This window comes from Streptomyces sp. NPDC029041, from assembly GCF_040637515.1.
Taxonomy (GTDB): domain Bacteria; phylum Actinomycetota; class Actinomycetes; order Streptomycetales; family Streptomycetaceae; genus Streptomyces.
This window is the reverse complement of record NZ_JBEZWO010000016.1, coordinates 126,867-149,244: the sequence shown is the minus strand read 5'-3', so window position 1 is coordinate 149,244 and position 22,378 is coordinate 126,867. Positions and strand designations below refer to the sequence as shown.

The following is a 22,378-nucleotide window of genomic DNA, read 5'->3' as shown; positions in this document are numbered from 1 at the left end:
GTGTGTCTCCGATCGTTCAGTCGGCGGCCCGCGGGGCACGGCGATCCGCCAGGGTTCGGGCGATCCGGCCCAGTGCCTCGGGCCGGGCGAGCCCGGCGTGGTCGGTGTCCAGGTGGTGCTCCTCGATGCGGCCGGTGAGGTAGGGCCGCCACGTGTCCGGTGTGAGCCCGGGGTCGGTGCGGCCGACGGTGGCGCCGAAGAACACCAGGTCGCCGTCGAACCGGCGCGGCCGGAAGTCCGCGATGAGCCTCGTGTTGTTGAGGAAGACCGTGACCATGCGGCTGACCGAGGCGTCGTCGAGGTTGGCCAGGGCGCTGCCGGTCTCGCCCAGCCGCTCCAGGACGGCGGCCCGTTCCAGCGGCGCGTCGCCGAAGGCCTCGACCCGGTCGACGCCGGCGGCGTTGAGCAGGATCGCGAGGACCTGTTCCTCGCCCACCTCGTGCTCGGTGCCGTCGTAGGCGTCGGGGTACCCGTCGAGGACGGCGAGCAGGCTCACTTCGGCACCCTCGTCCTGCAGCCGGGTGGCGACGGCGTGGGCGACGAGGCCGCCGAAGGACCAGCCGAGGATCTCGTAGGGGCCTTCGGGCACGGTCTTGCGGATGTGCTCCGCGTAGTCGCGGGCCATGGCGTCGATGTCGGCGGGCAGCGGCTCCTCCTGGCTCAGGCCGCGGGCCTGGAGCGCGTACAGCGGCTGCTCGGGGTCGATGTGGCGCAGCAGGCCGGAGTAGATCCAGCCGAATCCGCCGGCGGGGTGGACGCAGAACAGCGGGGTCCCGCTGCCCGTGGCGCGCAGCGGGAGCACCACGCCGAACGGGTCGTGCAGGGCCGGTGAGCCGCCGTCGACACGGGCGGCGAGCGCGGCCACGGTGGGGGCCTCGAAGAGGGTCCGCACGCCGACCTCGACGCCGAGCCGGGCCCGGATGCGGCCGACGAGCCGGGTGGCGAGCATGGAGTGTCCGCCGAGTTCGAAGAAGTTGTCGTCGATGCCGACCCGCTCGGTGTCCAGGACCTCGGCGAACAGCCGGCACAGCAGTTCCTCGCGCGGCCCGCGCGGCAGCCGGCCGCTGCCACCGCCCCATGCGGGTTCCGGCAGCGCGGCACGGTCGAGCTTGCCGTTGGGGGTCACCGGCAGGGCGGTCATCGGCACGAACGCGGCCGGGACCATGTAGTCGGGCAGCGACTGCTCCAGGTCGGCGCGCAGTTCGTCGGCGTGGACCGCCTCGCCCACCACGTAGGCGACGAGCACCTTGTCCCCGCCGGGCCCGGGGCGGGCCACGACGGCGGCCCGGGTCACGCCGGGGTGGCGGGCGAGCGCCGTCTCGATCTCGCCCGGTTCGACGCGGAAGCCGCGGATCTTCACCTGCTGGTCGGCGCGCCCGAGGAACTCCAGGGTCCCGCCGGCGCTGCGCCGGGCGATGTCGCCGGTGCGGTACATCCGTCCGCCGGCGTCGTCGAAGAGGTCGGCGTAGGGGTCGGCCGTGAACCGCTCGGCGGTACGCACGGCCTGTCCGAGGTAGCCGCGGGCCAGACCGGCGCCGGCGATGTACAGCTCGCCGGGGACGCCGGGCGGTACGGGCCGCAGCCGTTCGTCGAGGACGTAGGCGCGGGTCTCGTCCAGGGGGCGGCCGATCGGCACGGCGGCCGGGATCTCGTCGGCCTCGGTGAAGCGGTGCCAGGTGCAGCCGAGGGTGATCTCGGTGGGGCCGTACAGCACCTTGACGGTGGTGCCGGGGCAGGCCTCGAGGACGCGGCGCACGGCGGTGGACGGGACGACGTCGCCGCCGGTCCACACGTCCTTGACGCCCGCGAAGACCTCGGGGGCCTCGTCGGCGACGACACCGAGCAGCCCGGCGGTCAGCAGCAGCGAGGTGACCCCCTGTTCGGGCAGGACGCGCCGCAGGGACCGCGCGTCGACGTCCCCCGGGGGCGCGACGACGATGCGGCCGCCGGCCAGCAGCGGGCTCCACAGCTCGTACGTGGAGATGTCGAAGGCGTACGGGGAGTGCATGAGGACCCGCGAGGAGGCGGTGGTCTCCCAGCAGCGGTCCACGGCGAGGGCGATGGCGTCGCGGTGCGTGATGCCGATGCCCTTGGGCACGCCGGTGGATCCGGAGGTGTACATGATGTACGCCAACTGGTCCGGCAGGACGGTGACATCCGGTGCGCCGGTCCGCCCGGCCGTCGGTGCGAGGGGCGGCTCGGCGTCCACGGCGAGGGTGCGGGTGCCGAGCCGGGCGGCGGCCCCGGCGTGGACGGCGTCGGTGAGCAGCAGCGCCGCGCCGGTGTCCGCGAGGACGTGCCGCATCCGGTCCTCGGGATATCCGGTGTGCAGCGGCACGTATACGCCGCCCGCCTTGAGCACGGCGAGTGTGGTGACGACGAGGTGCGCCGAGCGTTCCTGGAGGACGGCGACGGGTGTCTCGGGACGGACGCCCTCGGCGACGAGGCGGTGGGCCAGCGCATCGGCCCGCGCGTCGAGTTCCGCGTAGGTGAGCGTGCTGCCGTGGGGTTCGGTGACGGCGATGGCGTCCGGGGTGCGGGAGGCCTGCTCGGCGACGCGCTGCGGCAGGGAGGCGTCGGCGGCGGCCCGGCCGGGGCGGTGCGCGGTGTCGTTCCAGCCGGTCAGCACGAGGCTGCGCTCTCCGGCGCCCAGGATCGGCACGTCGGTGATGGGCGTGTCCGGGTGGGTGACGACGTACCGCAGGAACGCGATCAGGCGGTCCGTGAGGGCCTGCGCGGTGGCCTCGTCGAACAGGTCGGTGCTGTATTCGAGGACGGCGTCGATCCCCTGGGGCTCACCGTCGGTGTGCCGCTCGGCCAGGTTGAACGTCAGGTCGAACTTGGCGGCTCCGAGCGTGACCACCTCGTGCCGGGCGGTCAGGCCGGGCAGCTCCAGGGCGGCCTCGGGGGTGTTCTGCAGGGCGAGCAGCACCTGGAAGAGCGGGTGCCGGGACAGGGAGCGCCCGGGGCTGAGTTCCTCCACGAGTTTCTCGAACGGCACGTCCTGGTTGGCGTACGCCGCCAGGTCGAAGTCCCGCACCCGGTCCAGGAGTTCACGGAAGGTGGGGTCGCCGGAGGTGTCGGTGCGCAGCACCAGCGTGTTCACGAAGAAGCCGACGAGGTCGTCGAGGGCGTCGTCGGTGCGGCCCGCGATCGGGCTGCCGACCGGGATGTCGGTGCCCGCGCCGTGCCGGGTCAGGACCGCGGACAGCGCGGCCTGCACCACCATGAACAGGCTGGCTCCGCCGGCGCGGGCGAGTTCGAGCAGCTGCCGGTGCAGTACCGGGTCGAGGGTGCGGAAGACCGCCTCGCCGCGGTGCGCCGGAACGGCCGGGCGGGGCCGGTCGGCGGGCAGCTGGAGTTCGTCGGGCAGGGCGGCCAGCGCCTCCTTCCAGTAGGCGCTCTGCCTGGCGACGGTGCTCGCCGGGTCCCTCTCGTCGCCGAGCACGTCGCGCTGCCACAGCGTGTAGTCGGCGTACTGCACGGGCAGCGGCGCGAAGTCGGGGGCGCGGCCCTGCCCGCGTGCCTCGTACGCGGTGATCAGGTCGCGGGTGAGCGGGGCGAGCGACCAGCCGTCACCGGCGATGTGGTGCAGCAGGAGCAGCAGCACGTGCTCCCGCTCGCCGAGGCGGAACAGGACGGCCCTGAGCGGGAGTTCGGCGGTGAGGTCGAAGGAGTACCGGGCCTCGGCGGCCAGTTCGGCGGCGAGCCGGTCCTCGCCGGTGTCGCGGCGGTGCAGGACGGGGCGGGCGTCGGCGGGGGCGAGGACGTGCTGACGGGGATCACCGTCGTCGCCCTCGGGGAAGACGGTGCGCAGCGTCTCGTGCCGGGCCGTCACGTCGGCGAGCGCAGCGCTGAGCGCCGAGGCGTCGAGGGTGCCGGTCAGGCGCAGGCCCACGGGCATGTTGTAGCCGGGGTCGCCGCCGGTGAGGCGGTCGAGGAACCACAGGCGGCGCTGGGCGTAGGACAGCGGCAGCGTCGCCGGCCGGGCCGCGGGGCGCAGAGCGGGACGCCGCCCGCTCTCGGCGGCTGCCACGGCCTCGGCGAGCCGGGCCACCGTGGGCCCCTCGAACAGGTCGCGCAGCGAGACCTCGGCGCCCAGGACCGTCCTGATGCGGCTGAGCAGCCGTGTCGCCAGCAGCGAATGCCCGCCCAGGTCGAAGAAGTTGTCGTCGATGGAAACCTGTGCGGTTCCCAGCACCTGTGCGAACAGGCCGCACAGGACCTCCTCGCGCGGATCGCGCGGAGCGCGGCCCGACGCGGCGGGCGCGTCCGGCGCCGGCAGTGCCGCCCGGTCCAGCTTGCCGTTGGGGGTGAGCGGCAGCTCGTCGAGGACGAGGTAGGCGGAGGGGACCATGAAGTCCGGCAGCCGCGCGGCCAGCCGGGCCCGGACGTCCGCGAGGTCGGCGCCTTCCCGGGTGACGAGGTAGGCGACGAGCCGGTCGCCGTGCGGCAGGACCGCGGCGCGGGCGACGTGCGGGTGAGCGGTGAGCACCGCCTCGACCTCCGCGGGCTCCACACGGAAGCCGCGGATCTTGACCTGGTGGTCGGCGCGGCCCGCGAACTCCAGTCGCCCGTCGGTGTTCCAGCGGCCGAGGTCGCCGGTGCGGTACATACGGGTGCCCGGGGCTCCGTAGGGGTCGGCGACGAAGCGGGCGGCGGTCAGGGCGGGCTGCCCGAGGTACCCCCGGGCGAGGCCCGCGCCCGCCAGGTACAGCTCACCGGTGACACCCGGCGGCACCGGGCGCAACGCGCTGTCGAGGACGTAGACCCGGTCGTGGTCGACGGGGCGGCCGATCGGCGCGGACACCGGCCAGTCGGCGGGGTCGGCGGGCAGGGTGTGGGTGGTGACGGCGTGTGTCTCGGCGGGGCCGTACACGTTGTGCAGGCGCCGGCCCGGGACCGCGTACGCGAAGTCGCGGACCCGCTCGGTCGGTGTGAGCGCCTCGCCGCCCTGGAGGATGTCGGTGAGCCGGGGCAGTGTGCGGCCCGCTTCGGCGGCCGCCTCGGCGACCGCCTCGACGACCAGGTTCGGCGCGAACAGCTCGGAGACCTGCTGCTCGTCGAGCCAGGCGGTGAGCAGTTCGGCGCTCTGCCGCACGTCCTCGTCCGGCACGACCAGTGCCTTTCCGGTGACCAGCGGCGAGAGGATCTCCTGCACGGAGAAGTCGAACCCGATGGCCGTGAACTGGGCGGTGCGCACGCCCGGTCCGCCGGGGAAGCGGCGGGCGTGCCAGGTCAGCAGGTTGACCAGGCCGCTGCCCGGCATGACGACGGCCTTGGGGGTGCCGGTGGAGCCGGAGGTGTAGATGACGTACGCCGGGTGCTGCGGCAGCAGCGGCGCGGTGCGGTCGGCGTCGGTGAGGTCGTCGTCGGCGTACCGCGCCAGGCCCCGGGGCAGCTCGTCGAGGACGAGGGCCGGACGGGCGTCCCCGATCATGAACGCGATGCGCTCGGCCGGGTAGGACGTGTCGACGGGGAGGTAGGCGGCGCCGGACTTGAGGACGGCGAGGACGGCGACGTACAGGTCGAGGGAGCGGGGCAACCGCAGCGCGACGATCCGCTCGGGGCCCGCGCCCCGCTCGACGAGATACCGGGCGAGCCGGTTGGCCCGTGCGTTGAGCTGGGCGTACGTCAGCGACTCGACGCCGTGCACCAGCGCCACAGCAGTCGGCGTACGCGCCACTTGGTGTTCGAAAAGCTCCGGTACGCGCGCATCCGCGGCCCTCTTTCCTGCCTCGGTCTCGTTCCAGTCCTCCAGGACCCGCCGCCGCTCGGCGGGGTCGAGGAGTTCGATGCGGCCCAGGGTGATGCCGGGGTCGTCGGCGACGGCGCCGAGCAGCCGCAGCAGCCGCTCGACCAGTGCTTCGGCGGTGGTGCGCTCGAACAGGTCGGTGCTGTACTCCAGGGCGGCCCGGACACCGCCGGGTGCCCCGTCCCCCGCGCGCTGTTCGACCATGCTCAGGTGCAGGTCGAACTTGGCGACGCCGACGCCGACCGGCAGCGCTTCGGCGGTCAGACCGGGCAGCGCGAGGCGGGCCTCGCCGCTGTTCTGGAAGGCGAGCATGACCTGGAACAGGGGGTGGCGGGCCAGGGAGCGCTCCGGGCGCAGCCGCTCCACGAGTTTCTCGAACGGCACGTCCTGGTGGGCGTACGCCGCCAGGTCCGCCTCCCGCACCCGGTCCAGGAGTTCGGTGAAGGTGGGGTCGCCGGAGGTGTCGGTGCGCAGCACCAGCGTGTTGACGAAGAAGCCGACGAGGTCCTCGAGGGCGTCGTCGGTGCGGCCCGCGATCGGGCTGCCGACCGGGATGTCGGTGCCCGCGCCGTGCCGGGTCAGCAGCGCGGCGAACGCGGCCTGGAAGACCATGAACAGGCTGGCCCGGCGCTCCCCGGCGAGGGCGGCCAGGCGCTGGTGCAGCCGGGGCTCGATCCGGAACGGCACGGTCTCGCCGCGGTGACTGGCGACGGCGGGGCGCGGCCGGTCGGCGGGGAGCTCCAGTTCCTCGGGCAGCCCGTGCAACGCGCTGGTCCAGTAGTCGAGCTGGCCGGCGCAGCGGCTGTCCGGGTCGTGTTCGTCGCCGAGCAGTTCGCGCTGCCAGAGCGTGTAGTCGGCGTACTGCACGGGCAGCGGCGCGAAGTCGGGGGCGCGGCCGGCGCGGCGTGCGGCGTAGGCCTCGGTGAGGTCGCGGGCGAGCGGCGGCCACGACCAGCCGTCGCCGGCGATGTGGTGCATGAGCAGGAGCAGTACGTGCTCGCGCTCACCGAGCTCGAACAAGGTCACGCGCAGCGGCAGTTCATGGGCGAGGTCGAAACCGCGCCGGGCCGCGCCGGCGAGGTCCGCGTCGAGCCGGCCGGCGGTGGTGGCCACGGTCTCGAAGGCGGGCGCGGTGGGTTCCAGGATCTGCTGGCGCGGTACGCCGCCGCGCTCGGGGTAGACCGTGCGCAGCGCCTCGTGGCGGGCCGTGACGTCCGCGAGGGCGGCGCGCAACGCGTCCCGGTCGAGGTCGCCGGTCAGGCGCAGGCTCATCGGGATGTTGTAGGTGGGGCCGGGGCCCTCCACACGGTGGAGGAACCAGAGCCGGTACTGGGCGAAGGACAGCGGCACCTCGTCGGGGCGGGTGCGGGCGGTCAGCGCCGGGCGGGCCTCCTGGGCGCCGTCGATGCGTTCGGCGAGCGCGGCGACGGTCGGCGCCTGGAACAGGTCGCGGACGGCGAGTTCGGCGCCCAGCACGGTACGGATGCGGCTGAGCAGCCGCGTCGCGAGCAGCGAGTGCCCGCCCAGGTCGAAGAAGCTGCGGTCGATGCCGACCTTGGGCAGGGTGAGCACTTCGGCGAACAGCGTGGACAGGATCTCCTCGCGGCGGGTGCGCGGCTCCTGCCCGGTGGCCTCGGCGCCCCGGTCGGGGGCGGGCAGCGCGGCCCGGTCGAGCTTGCCGTTGGCCGTCAGCGGCAGGGCGTCGAGCAGGACGTAGGCGGCGGGTGCCATGTGGGCGGGCAGCCGGGCGGCGACGAGGTCGCGCAGTTCAGCGGTGAGGCGGGTGAGCTCGGTGCCGTGGGCGGGGTCGTTGGCGAGCGGGCGGTCGCCGCCGCGCGGGACGTAGGCCGGTCCGTCGCCCGTGTACACGTCGAAGGTGTCGTCCCGGGCTCCCCAGGTGCACCGGGCGCCCAGGGCGTGAACGGTCTCGGGGTCGACGGCCCCGGCGGGCACGGGAGCGTCCAGCAGCGCGGCGGCCCGGTCGGCCGCGGGCCCGGTGAGCGCCTCGCACGCCGAGATCTCGCGTACGAGCCGGGCGTTCGGTATGCCGGTGACGCGGACGGGTCCGCCCGCGCGCAGGGCGTCGGCGAGCGCTTCGGGCGTGCCGAGGTCCGCTCCCCAGGACAGGGTGCGGGCCGGGACGCGGGCGGTGCCGGGCGCCGGGGCGCGGCGCAGGGTCACGTCGTAGCGGTGGCGGCTCATCTCGTTGTGGTGGGTGCCGGTACGCAGGGTGATGTCGGCGCCGGCGAGCAGCGGCTCGGACGCGGCGAGGTCCGTGAAGAAGTCCGGGTCGAGGAGGAGTTCCTTCTCGGTGACGAGGGACTGCTCGACGGCGCGGCGCACCGCCGACGGATCGGCGAAGGCGCCCGCGCGGCGCAGTTCGACGGCCGTGCGGAAGGTGCGCAGGGTCCGCAGGTTGCGGATGTCGCCGAGGAAGATCGTGCCGCCGGGGGCGAGCAGCCGGGCGGCCGCACGCAGCACCTCGGCCAGGTAGCCGGCGTTCGGGAAGTACTGGACCACGGAGTTGACGACGATCGTGTCGAACCTCCCCTCGGGCAGCCCGTCCGTCTCGTGGGCCGCGGCGGCGCGGAGGGTGACCTTCCCGGCCAGCCGGGGCCGGGCGTCCAGGTGGGAGCGCAGCTGGTCGACGACGCTCGACGACAGGTCCGTGCCCCAGTACTCCGTCACGTGCGGGGCGACCTGCGACAGGATCAGGCCGGTGCCGCAGCCGATCTCCAGGACGCGGCGCGGCCGCAGCGCGAGGACGCGCTCGACGGTCGCGGCCCGCCACTCCCGCATCTCGCCGCGCGGGATCTCCTCGCCGGTGTAACTGCTGTTCCAGCCGGAGAAGTCCTCGCCGAACTCACGTCCCGGTTCGGCCTCGTAGAGCTGTTCGTACGTTGCCTGCCACATGCCGACCTGTTCGGCACCGGCGGCCGCGTCCCGCTGCCCGCCGTTCCGGTCGCGCACCAGGTAGGCCACGAGGCGCTTGTCGCCGGGCTCGTCCTCGCGGGCGACGACGGCGGCGGTGGCGACCGACGGGTGCGTGGTGAGCGCGGCCTCGACCTCGCCGGGCTCGACCCGGAAGCCGCGGATCTTCAGCTGCTGGTCGGCGCGGCCGGCGAACTCCAGCTGGCCGTCGGCGCGCAGCCGGGCGAGGTCACCGGTGCGGTACATCCGGGCGCCGGTCTCGCCGAAGAGCAGGGCGTACGGGTCGGGCACGAACCGCTGGCCGGTCAGCTCGGGGCGGCCGAGGTAGCCGCGGGCGAGCCCGGCGCCGGCCACGTACATCTCGCCCGTGATGCCGGGCGGCACGGGCCGTAGGCGCTCGTCCAGGACGTACACGCGTGCCCCCTGGACGGGGCGGCCGATCGGGGGCACGGCGGCCCCGGCGAGGGGCTCGCTCATCGCGGCGCACACGGTCGTCTCGGTGAGCCCGTAGGCGTTGACCATGCGCCGGCCGGGGGCGAACCGGGCCGCCTGGTCGGGGGCGGTGACGTCGCCCGCGACGATCAGGTCGGTGCCGGGCGGCAGGCCGTCGCCGGGCAGCGCGGGCAGGGCGCTCGGCGGGAGGGCGATCAGGGTGACGCCCCGGTCGCGTACGAGACGGGTCAGGCCGGGCCCCGGCAGCAGTTCGTCGGGGGTTGCGAGAACGAGTGCGGCGCCGGTGAGCAGGGCGGAGGTCAGCTCCCACAGCGCCGCGTCGAAACTGATCGAGGCGAAGTTGAGGACGCGGCTGTGCGGGCCGAGGCCGAAGACCGCGGCCTGCGCGGGCAGTGTGGCGGCGGCGGCCCGGTGCGGCACCACGACGCCCTTGGGCAGGCCGGTGGAGCCGGAGGTGTAGATGACGTACGCGGGGTGCTGGGGCAGCAGCGGGCCGCGGCGGTCGGCGTCGGTGAGGCGGGTGTCCGGATAGCGGGCCAGGTCCGGCGGCAGCGCGTCGAGGACGAGCGCCGGGCGGGCGTCCGCGCACATGTGGGCGATGCGGTCGGCGGGGTAGTCCGGGTCGATGGGGAGGTAGGCGGCGCCCGACTTCCACACCGCGAGCAGCGCGGTGATCAGGTCCAGGGAGCGGGGCAGCCTGAGGCCGACGATCCGCTCCGGTCCCGCGCCCTGCGCGACGAGGTGGCGGGCGAGCCGGTTGGCGCGGGAGTCGACCTGCCGGTAGGTGAGCGAGCGCTCCCCCATGACCAGGGCGGTGGCGTCGGGGGTGCGGGCGGCCTGCTCCTCGAAGAGCGCGGTGAGGGTGGTCTCCCGCGGGGCGGGGCCGTCCGCCGTGGCGTTGAAGCCGACGAGCAGCCGGTGGCGCTCGGTGGCGCCGAGCAGATCGATGGAGCCGATCGTGCGCCGCGGGTCGTCGGCGACCGCGTCGAGCAGCCGCACCAGGCGCTCGCCGAGCGCCTCGACGGTGGTGCGCTCGAAGAGTTCCGTGCTGAACTCCCAGTCGCCGCGGATACCGGCCGGGGCGCCGTCGGCGGTGTGCTCCTCGACGACGGCGAGACCCAGGTCGAACTTGGCGAAGCCGACGCGGACCGGCTCGGCGGCGACGTCCAGGCCGGGCAGGGCCAGGTCGGCGGCGGGCATGGACTGGAGGGCGAGGACGACCTGGAAGAGCGGGTTGCGCGCGAGGGTGCGCTCGGGGTTGACCTCTTCGACCAGTTTCTCGAACGGCAGGTCCTGGTTGCTGTATGCGGCGAGGTCGAACTGCCGTACTCGTTGCAGGAGTTCGGCGAAGGTGGGGTCGCCGGAGGTGTCGGTGCGCAGCACCAGCGTGTTGACGAAGAAGCCGACGAGGTCGTCGAGGGCGTCGTCGGTGCGGCCCGCGATCGGGCTGCCGACCGGGATGTCGGTGCCCGCGCCGTGCCGGGTCAGCAGCGCCGCGAACGCGGCCTGCAACACCATGAACAGGCTGCTGTCCCCGGCCTTCGCGAGCGCGGTCAGCTTCTCGTGCAGCTCGGCGCCGATCCGCAGCGGCACGGTCTCGCCGCGGTGGCTGGCGACGGCGGGCCGGGGGTGGTCGGTGGGCAGCTCCAGGTGGGCGGGTGAGCCCTTCAGCGCCTCACGCCAGTGCGCGAGCTGGGCGCCGTGGAGCGACTGCGCGTCGTCCGCGTCGCCGAGCAGGTCGCGCTGCCACAGCGTGTAGTCGGCGTACTGCACGGGCAGCGGCGCGAAGCCGGGGGCCCGGCCGGCGCGGCGAGCGGCGTAGGCGCGGCCGAGGTCACGGGTGAGCGGCGCCAGGGACCAGCCGTCGCCCGCGATGTGGTGCACCACCAGGAGCACCACGTGCTCGTGCTCGCCGAGCTCGAACAGCGTGGCGCGCAGGGGAAGTTCGCGCGTCAGATCGAAGGGCCGGGCGGCGGCCTCGCAGAGCCGGTCGGCGAGTGTGGCCTCCTCGGCCGGCACGACGTCGAGCGGGGGCACGGCCTCGATGGGCGGCACGATGTGCTGGTAGGGCTCGCCCGCGTGGCTGGGGTAGCGGGTGCGCAGCGTCTCGTGGCGGGCGCTCAGGTCGGCGAGGGCGGCGCGCAGTGCGGCCCGGTCCAGGTCGCCGCGCAGCCGCAGGGCCAGCGGGATGTTGTACGTGCTGTTGGGGCCGTCCAGACGGCCCAGGAACCACAGGCGGCGCTGGGCGTGCGACAGCGGCAACCGGTCGGGGCGGGCAGCGGGCTCCAGGGCGGGGCGGGCCCCCGCCGCGCCGTCCAGGCGGTCACCGAGCCCGGCGACGGTCGGCGCCTCGAACAGGTCGCGCAGGGAGACCTCGGCGCCGAGAACGGTGCGGATACGGCTGATGAGCCGGGTGGCGAGCAGCGAGTGCCCGCCCAGGTCGAAGAAGTTGTCGTCGATGCCGACCTGCGGGACGTTCAGGACCGCCGCGAAGAGGGTGCACAGGATCTCCTCACGAGGCGAGCGCGGCCCGCGCCGTGCCGTGCTCACCCGGGGCGCGGGCAGTGCCGCCCGGTCGAGCTTGCCGTTCGGCGTGAGCGGCAGCGCGTCGAGGACGACGATCGCGGCGGGGACCATGTACTCGGGCAGCCGCTCGGCCAGCCGGGCGCGCAGGGCGGTGGGGTCGACGGGGCCGTGCGCCGGGACGACGTACGCGACGAGCCGTTTGTCGCCGGGCCGGTCCTCACGGGCGAGGACGGCGGCGTGGGCGACGGCCGGCAGGTCGGTGAGCGCCGCCGCGATCTCGCCGGGCTCGATCCGGAAGCCGCGGATCTTGACCTGGTGATCGGCGCGGCCCGCGAACTCCAGCTGCCCGTCCGCGGTCCAGCGGGCGAGGTCGCCGGTGCGGTACATCCGGGTGCCGGGAGCGCCGTACGGGTCGGCGACGAAGCGGGCCGCACTCAGCACGGGCCGGTTCAGATAGCCGCGTGAGAGGCCCGCCCCGGCCAGGTACAGCTCGCCGACGGCGCCGGGCGCCACCGGGCGCAGCGCGCTGTCCAGGACGTACGCGCGGGCGCCGGGGATCGGACCGCCGATCGTGGCGATCTCGCTCCAGGCCGCCGGGTCCTCGGGCAGGGCGGTGCCGGTCATCACATGGGTCTCGGCGGGCCCGTAGTGGTTGTGCAGCCGCCGGCCGGGCACGGCGGCCACGAACGCGCGCACGGTGGCGCCGAGCGCCAGTGCCTCGCCGGCCTGGGCGATGTGGCGCAGCGCGGGCAGGGTGCGGCCCGTTTCGGCGGCGGCCTCGGCGACGGCCTCGATGACGAGGTTCGGCGCGTAGAGTTCGGCGACCTCGTGGGTGTCGAGCCAGTTCGTGAGCTGCTCGGCGCTGCGTCGCACGTCCTCGGCCGGGACGACGAGGGTCTTGCCGTGGAGCAGGGTGCCGAGGATCTCCTGGGCGGCGACGTCGAAGCCGATGGTGGTGAACTGCGCCACGGCCGTGCCCGCGCGGCCGGGTATCTCGCGCCCGTGCCAGGCCAGCAGGTTGGCCAGGGCGCCGCCCGGCATGACGACGGCCTTGGGGGTGCCGGTGGAGCCGGAGGTGTAGATGACGTACGCCGGGTGCTGCGGCAGCAGCGGCGCGGTGCGGTCGGCGTCGGTGAGATCGGTTCCGGCGTGGGTCGACAGGTCCGGGCCGATGTCCTCGGCGGTGAGCACGGCGGCGGGCCGGGCGTCGTCCATCATGAACGCGATGCGCTCGGCCGGCAGGGCGACGTCCACCGGGAGGTAGGCGGCGCCGGTCTTCAGGACGGCGAGGAGGGCCACGTACAGGTCGAGGGAGCGGGGCAGACGCAGCGCGACGATGCGCTCGGGGCCCGCGCCGCGCTCGACGAGGTGGCGGGCGAGCCGGTTGGCGCGGGTGTTCAGCTCGGCGTACGTCAGGCGCTGCGCTCCCACGACGAGGGCCGTGGTGTCGGGGGTGCGGGCCACCTGCTCCTCGAACAGGGCGGGCAGGGTGCGCCGCGGGGCCGGGCCGCCACTCGCGTCGAGGTCCTCCACGACCAGCCGGCGTTCGTCCTCGGGCAGCAGGTTCAGGCGGCCGACGAACTGGTCGGCGCCGTGTTCGGCGACGCCGTCGAGCAGGGTGTCGAGGCGGCGCAGCAGGCGCCGCGCGCCCGCCTCGTCGAGGACGTCGCCGCGGTGGTCGAGACGGAAGCGGAGGGTCTCGCCGGGGATGGCGAGCAGGCTCAGCGGGTAGTGCGTGGCGTCGCCGACCTCGAATCCCGCCAGGCGCAGGCCCCGGGACTCGGCGCGCAGGACGGCCGGGTCGAGCGGGTAGTTCTCGAACACCACCACGGTGTCGAAGAGTTCGCCGGTGCCGGCCGCTGCCTGGACCTCGGTGAGGGACAGGTGGCGGTGCTCGATGAGAGCGGCCTGTTCCCGCTGGACGCGGCCCAGCAGCTCGCCGAGCGTCTCGTAGGGGCGGACGCGGACCCGGACCGGCAGGGTGTTGATGAACATGCCGATGGTCGACTCGATGCCGGGGATCTCCGGCGGGCGGTGGGCGACGGTGGCACCGAACACGACGTCGTCACGGCCCAGTTCATGGCCGAGGAGCAGCGCCCAGGCGCCTTGGACCAGGGTGTTGAGGGTGAGGCCGAGGGAGCGGGCCACGGCGGTGAGCCTCGTGGTGGTCGCGGCGTCGGTCTCGTGCCAGATCTGGCCGGGCAGGGCCGCGCCTGCGGCGGCGCCCCGGCCGGCTCCGGCGCCCGCGAGCAGACTCGGCCCCTCCAGGTCCGCGAGGGCGGTGCGCCAGGCCGAGCGGGCCGCGTCGTCGTCCCGTTCGGCGAGCCAGCCCAGGTAGGCGCGGTAGGGGGTGACGGGCGGCAGGCCGGCGTCGTCTCCCGACTGCCCGTACAGCGTGAACAGCTCGCGCACGAGCAGCGGCATCGACCAGCCGTCGAGGAGGAGGTGGTGGGTGGTGAGGACGAGTTTGTGGTGGTCGGGGCCGAGGGCGAGCAGGCCGAAGCGGATCAGCGGCGGGGCGCCCGGGTCGAAGCGCTCGGCACGGTCGTCGTCGACGTACGCGCTGACGGCGCGCTCGCGGTCCTCCTCGCCCAGCCCGGTGAGGTCGCGGGTGCGCCAGCGCAGCGGCACCTCGTGGGGTACGAACTGCACGGGCCGCTCGACGTTGTGCTGCCAGAAGCCCGCGCGCAGGTTGGGGTGGCGGCGCAGCAGGGTGCGGACGGCGGCCTTCAGGTCGTCCTCGACGAGCGGGCCGCGCAGCTCGAAGACCATCTGGACGGTGTAGACGTCCGTGCCCTCGGTCTCGGCACCGTAGGTGACCTGGAAGAGGAGACCTTCCTGGAGCGGGGACAGGGGCAGGACGTCGGCGAGTCCGGACTGCGTCATCGGGCTACCTTCCAAGCGGCTTCGAGCTGGTCGATCTGGTCCTGACTGAGCGCGACCAGGGACAGGTCGGAGGGGGTGATGCCGCCCGCGTCGGGACGCATCGCGTGAGTGACGAGGGCGTCGAGGGCGCGGAACCAGCTCTCGCCGAGGTCGCGCACGGCGGCCTCGTCGAGGAGCCGGCCCGCCCAGGTCCACACCGCCCGCAGGCGGGGGCCCGCGCTCTCGTCGCGGGTCAGCGCGTTGACCTCGACGGTGTGCGCCAGCGGCAGGCCGGGGCCGGAGCCGTCGCCGATCGCGTCGGCGTCGGGGGCGGCGGTCCACAGGCCGCCGTCCTCGCCCGGGAACCGGCCCAGGTAGTTGAACCCGAGGGCGGGAGTGCCGTGCGGCGCGAGCGCGGCGAGGCTGCGGCCGGAGCGGACGTCGAGGTGACGCAGCAGCCCGTGACCGATGCCGCCGTCGGGAATCTCCCGCAGCTGCTCCTTGATCCGCTTGACGGCCTGTCCGGCGGCGGGGCCGCCGGCGAGGGCGTCGGCGCGGTCGAGGGGGCCGGGGTCGAGACGGACGGGGTACATGCTGGTGAACCAGCCGACGGTGCGGGAGAGTTCGGCGCCGCTGTCGCCGGGTTCACGACCGTGCCCTTCGAGGTCGATGAGGACGGCGTCGGTGTCGCCGAGGCCGCGGCGCCGGCGCCAGTCGGCGACGGCGAGCGCGAACGCGGTGAGCAGCACGTCGTCGACGCGCCCGTGGAACGCGGCGGTGACGGTGGTGAGCAACGCGGACGTGGTCTTCGTGTCCAGGTCGAGGCTGAGGCTGCGGGCGGTGGCGGCGGTGTCGAGGGCGGGGTCGAGCGGCTGTACGGTCACGGGGGCGCCACCGCCCGCCAACGCCTGTGTCCACAAAGTGAGTTCGGCGCTGCGGGCGGGGCGTGCGGCCTCCGCGGCGAGGTGGTGCGCCCAGGCCCTGAAGGGGGTGCCCACGGGCGGCAGGACGCCCGTGGCGCCCGACTCCGCCGCCTCCCATGCCTCCTTGAGGTCGGGCAGCAGGATGCGCCAGGAGACGCCGTCGACGACCAGGTGGTGCAGGGTCAGCAGCAGCCGCCCGGGCCGGCCGGGGCCCGTGTCGAGCCAGACGGCCTGGCCGTTGCGGCCGGCGAACGGGTCGAGCCGGTCCCGGGCGGCGGCCGCCTGCTCGGCGGCCAGGGCGCGCAGCGCCGCGTCGTCCAGACCGGTGGCGTCCACGCGGCGCACCCAGTCCTCGGCGCGTACCCCGCCGGGGGCGTCGATGCGCATGGACCAGGCGCCGTCGGCGCCGTCCCCGCGTGAGAACACCGCGCGCAGCACGTCGTGGTGGCCGATGAGCGTGCGCACCGCCTCGACCAGCCGGGCCTCGCCCAGGTCCGGCGGGACCGCGACCACCATGGACTGGCTGAACGCCTCGACGGGGCCGCCGCGTTCACGCAGCCAGTGCATGATCGGGGTGAGTGGCACCTCGCCGGTCGCCGCCGCGGCGAGGGCGCCTTGCCCGGGCGGGCCGGACTCCTCGGCGAGGGACTCGGCAACGGTGGCGAGCGCGGCGACCGTCTTGTGCTCGAAGATCTGCGCGGCGCTCAGGGCCAGCCCGGCGCGGCGTGCCTTGCCGACGAGCTGGATGACCATGATGCTGTCGCCGCCCCGGTCGAAGAAACTGTCGTCGATGGAGACGCTGCCGGCGCCGAGCACCTCGGCGAACAGCACGGTGAGCAGTTCCTCGCGCGGGGTGCGCGGTGCGCGGCCGGCCGCGTCGGCGGCGCCGAAGTCCGGGGCGGGCAGGGCCCGCCGGTCGAGCTTGCCGTTGGGCGTGAGCGGCAGCGCGTCCAGGCCCACGAACGCGGCGGGCACCATGTAGTCGGGCAGCGCGGCCGCGACGTGCGTGCGCAGCGCGGCCGCGTCGGCTCCGGCGCCGGGTGCGGCGACGACGTAGGCCACCAGCCGCTTGTCGCCGGGCCGGTCCTCGCGCACCAGCACGGCGCACTGGGCGACGTGCGGGTGGGCGCCGAGCACGGACTCGATCTCCCCGAGTTCGATGCGGAAGCCGCGCACCTTGACCTGGTGGTCGGCGCGGCCGAGGAACTCCAGGACCCCGTCGGGACGGCGCCGTACGAGGTCGCCGGTGCGGTACATGCGGGCGCCCGGGGCGGACGCGAACGGGTCGGCGACGAACCGCTCGGCGGTGGCGCCGGGCCGCTTGAGGTAGCCGCGGGCAAGTCCGGCGCCGCCGATGTAGAGCTCGCCGGTGACGCCGGGCGGCACGGCGCGCAGCCGGTCGTCGAGGACGTGGCAGGTGGTGTTGTCGAGGGGGGTGCCGATGGGGACGGTGGTCTCCTGCTGCCAGGGCGCCCGCATGAAGTGGTGGGTGGCGAACGTGGTGGCCTCGGTCGGCCCGTAGCCGTCGACGACCATCGTGTCCGGGGACGCGTCGAGCACCCGGCTGACGGCGGCCGGCGAGACGACGTCGCCGCCGGTCCACACCTCGCGTACGCCGGTGAAACAGCCCGGGGACTCCTCGGCCAGCAGGTTGAACAGGCCGGAGGTGAGCCACATGCCGGTGACCCCGCCCTCGACGATCGCCCTCTCCAGGGCCCGGGTGTCCAGGTCGCCGGGCGGTGCGACGACGACGGCGCCGCCGGACAGCAACGGCACCCACAGCTCGTACTGGGAGGTGTCGAAGGAGTACGGGGAGTGCAGCAGCACGCGTTCCTGGTTGCCGGTGCGCCAGCAGCGGTCGGCGGCGAGCGCGGCGACATCGCCGTGCGTGATGGCGACGCCCTTGGGGTCGCCGGTGGAGCCGGAGGTGTACATGACGTAGGCGAGCTGGTGCGGGTGCACGGGGACGACGGGCAGCGCGTCGCCCTCGTCGGGCAGCGCGTCGACGACCAGCACCTCGGCGTCGCCCGCCCAGGAGGCGCAGGCGTGCTCGGCGTCGGTGGCGCTGTCGGTGAGCAGCACCCGCGCGCCGACGTCACGGATGATCAGGCGCATCCGGGAGGCCGGGTAGCGGGTGTTGAGCGGCACGTAGAAGCCGCCCGCGCGCGCGACGGCGAGCAGGGACACCACCAGGTCGGCCGAGCGCTGCTGGAGGACGGCGACGGCGGACTCGCGGCCGATGCCGGACGCGGCGAGCCGGCGGGCGAGCCGCCCGGACCGCAGGTCGAGTTCGGCGTAGGTGAGGGCGCGGCCGCCGTCGTCGACGACGGCGACGGCGTCGGGGGTGCGGGCGGCCTGCGCGGCGAACTGCTCGGCGAGCCCGCCGGCCGGGACGGGGCAGGCCGTGTCATTCCAGTGGGCGAGCAGTTCGCTCTCCGTGGCGTCGAGCAGGTCGTGCCCGCCGACGGGGGCGTCCGGGTCGGCGACGGCCGCCTCCAGCAACGTCAGGAGGCGGCGTACGACGGCTTCGGCGGTGGTCCGGTCGTACAGCGCGACGTCGTACTCGAGATCGCCGTCGATCCCGGCGAACCGGCCGGAGTCGGTCCGGTGCTCGACGAGGTTGAAGGTGAGGTCGAACTTGGCCACGCCGAAGTCGACCGGCTCGCGCCGGACGTGCAGGCCGCTCAGCTCGGCAGGGGCCTCGAAGTCCTGGTAGGACAGGACCACTTGGAACAGTGGGTGGCGGGCGGCGGAGCGTTCGGGCTGAAGACGCTCCACCACGCGGTCGAACGGCACGTCCTGGTGGGCGTAGGCGCCCAGGGCGGCGGTGCGGACGCGGGCGAGGAGTTCGGTGAAGGAGGGGTCGCCCGAGGTGTCCGTGCGCAGCACGACAGGGTTGACGAAGAAGCCCACCAGGCCGTCGAGGGCGCTGTCGGGGCGGGCGGCGGTCGGGCAGCCGATGGGGATGTCGGTGCCCGCGCCCAGCCGGGTGAGCAGGGCGGCCAGCGCGGCCTGGAGCACCATGTGGCAGGTGGCTCCCCGGTCACGGGCGAACGCGTCGATCCTGGCGTGCAGTGCGGGGTCGATGCCGAGCGGGACGGAGCCGCCGCGGTGTTCGGCCACCGGCGGGCGGGGCCGGTCGGCGAGGACGTCCAGCTGGTCGGGCAGGCCCGCCAGGGTCCTTTCCCAGTAGGCGAGCTGGCGTCCGGCGAGGCTGTCGTCGGCCCGCTCGTCACCGAGCAGTTCGCGCTGCCAGACGGCGAAGTCGGCATAGCTCACCGGCAGCGGCGGGAAGTCGGGCGCGTGCCCGGCGAGCCGGGCGCGGTAGGCGGTGGACAGGTCGGCGAGCAGGGGACGCAGCGACCAGCCGTCCCCGGCCACGTGGTGCATCAGCAGCAGCACCACCGTGTCCCCGTCGGGCAGCGCGAACAGGTGCACGCGCAGGGGAGGCCGGCGGTCGAGGTCGAAGGGCGTGCGGGCCGCGGCCGTGAGTGCCGCGGGCAGCTCCTCCGGCTCGCTTTCCGACTCGACGATCCGGGGTCCGGCCTCCTCGGGCGGCAGCAGCCGCGGGGCGGCGCCGCGCTCGCCGCGGGGGTAGACGGTGCGCAGGCTCTCGTGGCGGGTGACGAGGTCGCGCAGGGCCTCCCGCAGCGCGCCGCGGTGCAGCGGACCGGTGACGCGCAGCGCGAGCGGCATGTTGTAGGTGGGCGCCGCCCCTTCGACCTCGCGCAGGACCCACATGCGGTGCTGCGCGTAGGACATGGGGGGCTCGTCGCCGTGGGGCACAGGGCGCAGGGGCGGCCGGGCGGCGCGGGCGGCGCCGGCCACGCGGGCGGCGAGCGCCGCCGGGGTCGGGGCCTCGAAGAGGTCCTGCACGGTCAGTTCGACGCCGAGTCGCTCGCGCACGGCGGCGATGAGCCGCCCGGCCAGCAGGGAGTGCCCGCCGAGGGCGAAGAAGTCACTGCTGCCGCCGATCCCGGCACCGCCGCCGAGGCCGAGGACGTCGGCGAAGACCTGGCGCAGCGTCTCCTCCTCGGGTCCGGCGGGGAGTTCCCGGTCCTCCGCGGTGTCGTCCGCAGGCGTGAGGGGGGCGGGCAGCGCGGTCCGGTCGAGTTTGCCGTTGGCGGTCAGCGGCAGCGCGTCGAGCGGGGTGAAGGAGGCGGGCACGCAGTGCGCGGGCAGGGTCGCGGCGAGCAGCCGGCGCCAGTCGGCAGGTTCGGGAGCGCGGCCGGCGACGGGCACGGCGTAGGCGGCGAGCCGCTGGTCGCCCGGCCGGTCCTCGCGGACCGTGACGGCGGCCTCGGCCACGCCGGGGTGGGCGGCCAGCGCGTTCTCGATCTCGCCGAGTTCGACGCGGAAGCCGCGGATCTTCACCTGGTCGTCGCCGCGCCCCAGGTAGGCGAAGGTGCCGTCGTCGAGGCGGCGCACCAGGTCGCCGGTGCGGTACATGCGGGAGCCGGGCGGTCCGTAGGGGTCGGCGACGAAGCGCTCGGCGGTCAGGGCGGGACGGCGCAGGTAGCCGTGGGCCAGACCGGCCCCGGACACGTACAGCTCACCGGTGAATCCGGCCGGTACGGGTCGCAGTGCCGCGTCCAGGACCCGGGTGCCGAGGTCGGGGAGGGCGCCGCCGACGAGGCTTGCGGTGCCGGCAACCGCGTGCTCGGGGCCGAGCGGGGCGCAGGTGACGTGCACGGTCGTCTCGGTGATGCCGTACATGTTGACCAGCCGGGCGGCGGTGCCGCGCCGCGCGTACCAGTCGGCGAGCCGTGCGGGCTCCAGCGCCTCGCCGCCGAACACCACGTGGCGCAGGGCCAGGGGTGGCGCGTCGGCTCCGCGCTCGCGGTCGGCGGTGTCCAGCTGGTGGAAGGCGGTAGGGGTCTGGTTGAGCACGGTGACCCGCTCGCGGGCGAGCAGGTCGAGGAAGTCGCCGGGCGAGCGGCTGACGGTGTACGGGACGACGACGAGACGGCCGCCGTGCAGCAGGGCGCCCCAGATCTCCCAGACGGAGAAGTCGAAGGCGTACGAGTGGAAGAGCGTCCACACGTCGTCGGGCCCGAAGCCGAACCAGTGGTCGGTGGCGGAGAACAGCCGCACCACGTTGGCGTGCGGGACGACGACGCCCTTGGGCCGGCCGGTGGAGCCGGAGGTGTAGATGACGTACGCGGGGTGGCCGGTGCCCACGGCCGCGCCCGGGTCGGTGTCCGGGTGGCCGCTGAGGTCCCGGGCCATCGCCTCGGGCCCCAGCACCAGGACGGGCTGGGCGTCCTGCAGCATCCACGCGATCCGGTCGGCCGGGTAGTCGGGGTCGAGCGGCAGGTAGGCGGCGCCGGACTTCAGGACGGCGAGCAGCGCGACGACCAGGTCGAGGGAGCGCGGCAGGGTGACGGCGACGAGTCGGCCGGGCCCGGCGCCGGCCGTGCGGAGGTGGTGGGCCAGGCGGTTGGCCCGGGCGTCGAGTTCGGCGTAGGTGAGGTGCTCGCCCTCGTGGGTGACGGCGACGGCGCCGGGCGTGGCGGCGGCACGGGCCGCGAACAGGGCGTGCAGGGTGTCGCCGGCGGCCGGGGCCGCGGGGGCGGCGCCGTCGGGCGGCTGTTCCTCACCGGGCAGCCGGGCCGGCGGCACATCGGGGCCGGCTTCGGCCAGCGCGCGCAGGAAGCGGGTGAAGCGTTCCAGGTGGGCATCCGTGTCGGCCTCGCCGTACAGGTCCGGGTTCGCCTCGAGGTCGATGCGCAGACCGGCGTCGCCGGGCTCCTCGTAGAAGGAGAACTTCAGGTCGTCGACGGGTCCCGTGGACACCGGGTGCACCGCGGCGCGCACCTTGCCGAAGTCCAGGGCCCGCTGATAGGGCATCACGTTGACGACGGGGCCGTGCGAGGCCGCGCCCACCAGACCGAGCTCGCGGCGCACCTCCTCCTGCGGGCAGCGCTGGTGGCGCAGGACGGGCACCAGCGCGTCGCGGACGGCGGCGACCAGGTCGACGAGCGGGGCGGACGGCCGCGGTTCGACGTACAGGGGCTGCACATGGGCGACGGTGCCGGGGACGCGGCGGGCCGGCGGGGTCAGGCGTGCGGCCACCGGCATGCTCAGCGTGATGCCCTGCTCCCCCGTGAGCCACTGCACATACGCGGCGACGGCGGCCGGCACGACGACCGGCCAGGCCGTCTCGGCGGCGGCGGCGACGGTGTGGAGGCCGGCCAGCACCCGCGGGCCGAGGAATGCGGTGCGCCGCCGGGCGTGCGGCACGGCGGGCGCGGTGGCCCCGGCCAGGGTCACGGGCACGGTACGGGGCGCGGCGAGCCAGTGGGCGCGGTCCTGGTCGTGGGCGGGTGAGTCGCGCCACGCCTGCTCCGCGGCGGTCAGCTCGCTCACGGAGCCGTCGAGGGGGCCGTCGGTCCCGGTGTAGGCACGGGCGACCCGCTCGGCGACGAGCCGGAAGCCGACGCCGTCGAGGAGGAGGTGGTGCACGTGCTGGAACCAGCCGTGGTGCCCCTCCCCCAGCGTGAACAGCGCCTGGGTGAACAGGGGCCGGCCGGCGGTGACGTCGAGGGGGCGGGCGATGACGTCGCGCATCCAGGCGTCGGCGGCGGCGGCCGGGTCGGCGGCCGCGCTGACGTCGACGCGGTGGACGGTGAACGCGGGGTCCGGGTCGGCGCTCTGGGTGACCGTCCCCTCGGCGTCGGTGTGGAAGCGCAGCCGCAGCGCGTCGGTGCGGGCGATGACCTCGCGCAGCACCCGCTCGAAGCGGTCCGCGTCCAGCGGGCCCGTGAGTTCGACGTATTCGCCGGTGTTGTAGACGGGGCTGCGCGGGTCCCGAGCCTGGGCGAACCAGATGCCGAGTTGGGCCGCCGTCAGCGGCAGGCGCGCGTCGTCGGGAACGGGAACAGGCACTCTTCCCCCAAAGTCCGGGCCGTCCGCTGCTGGTCGG

2 protein-coding genes are annotated in these 22,378 nt (G+C 75.0%); both read right to left on the bottom strand.

The window, feature by feature from the left end; genetic code table 11:
- Positions 1-16: 16 nt before the first annotated feature.
- Complete coding sequence (locus tag AB0F04_RS32805; RefSeq protein ID WP_362048366.1) at positions 17-14,551, bottom strand: amino acid adenylation domain-containing protein; 14,535 nt, start codon at positions 14,549-14,551, stop codon at positions 17-19.
- A complete protein-coding gene (locus AB0F04_RS32800) occupies positions 14,548-22,341 on the bottom strand; it encodes an amino acid adenylation domain-containing protein (protein WP_362048363.1) in 7,794 nt (2,597 codons plus the stop codon). Before AB0F04_RS32800 ends, AB0F04_RS32805 begins: the two co-directional genes overlap by 4 nt.
- Positions 22,342-22,378: the final 37 nt, after the last annotated feature.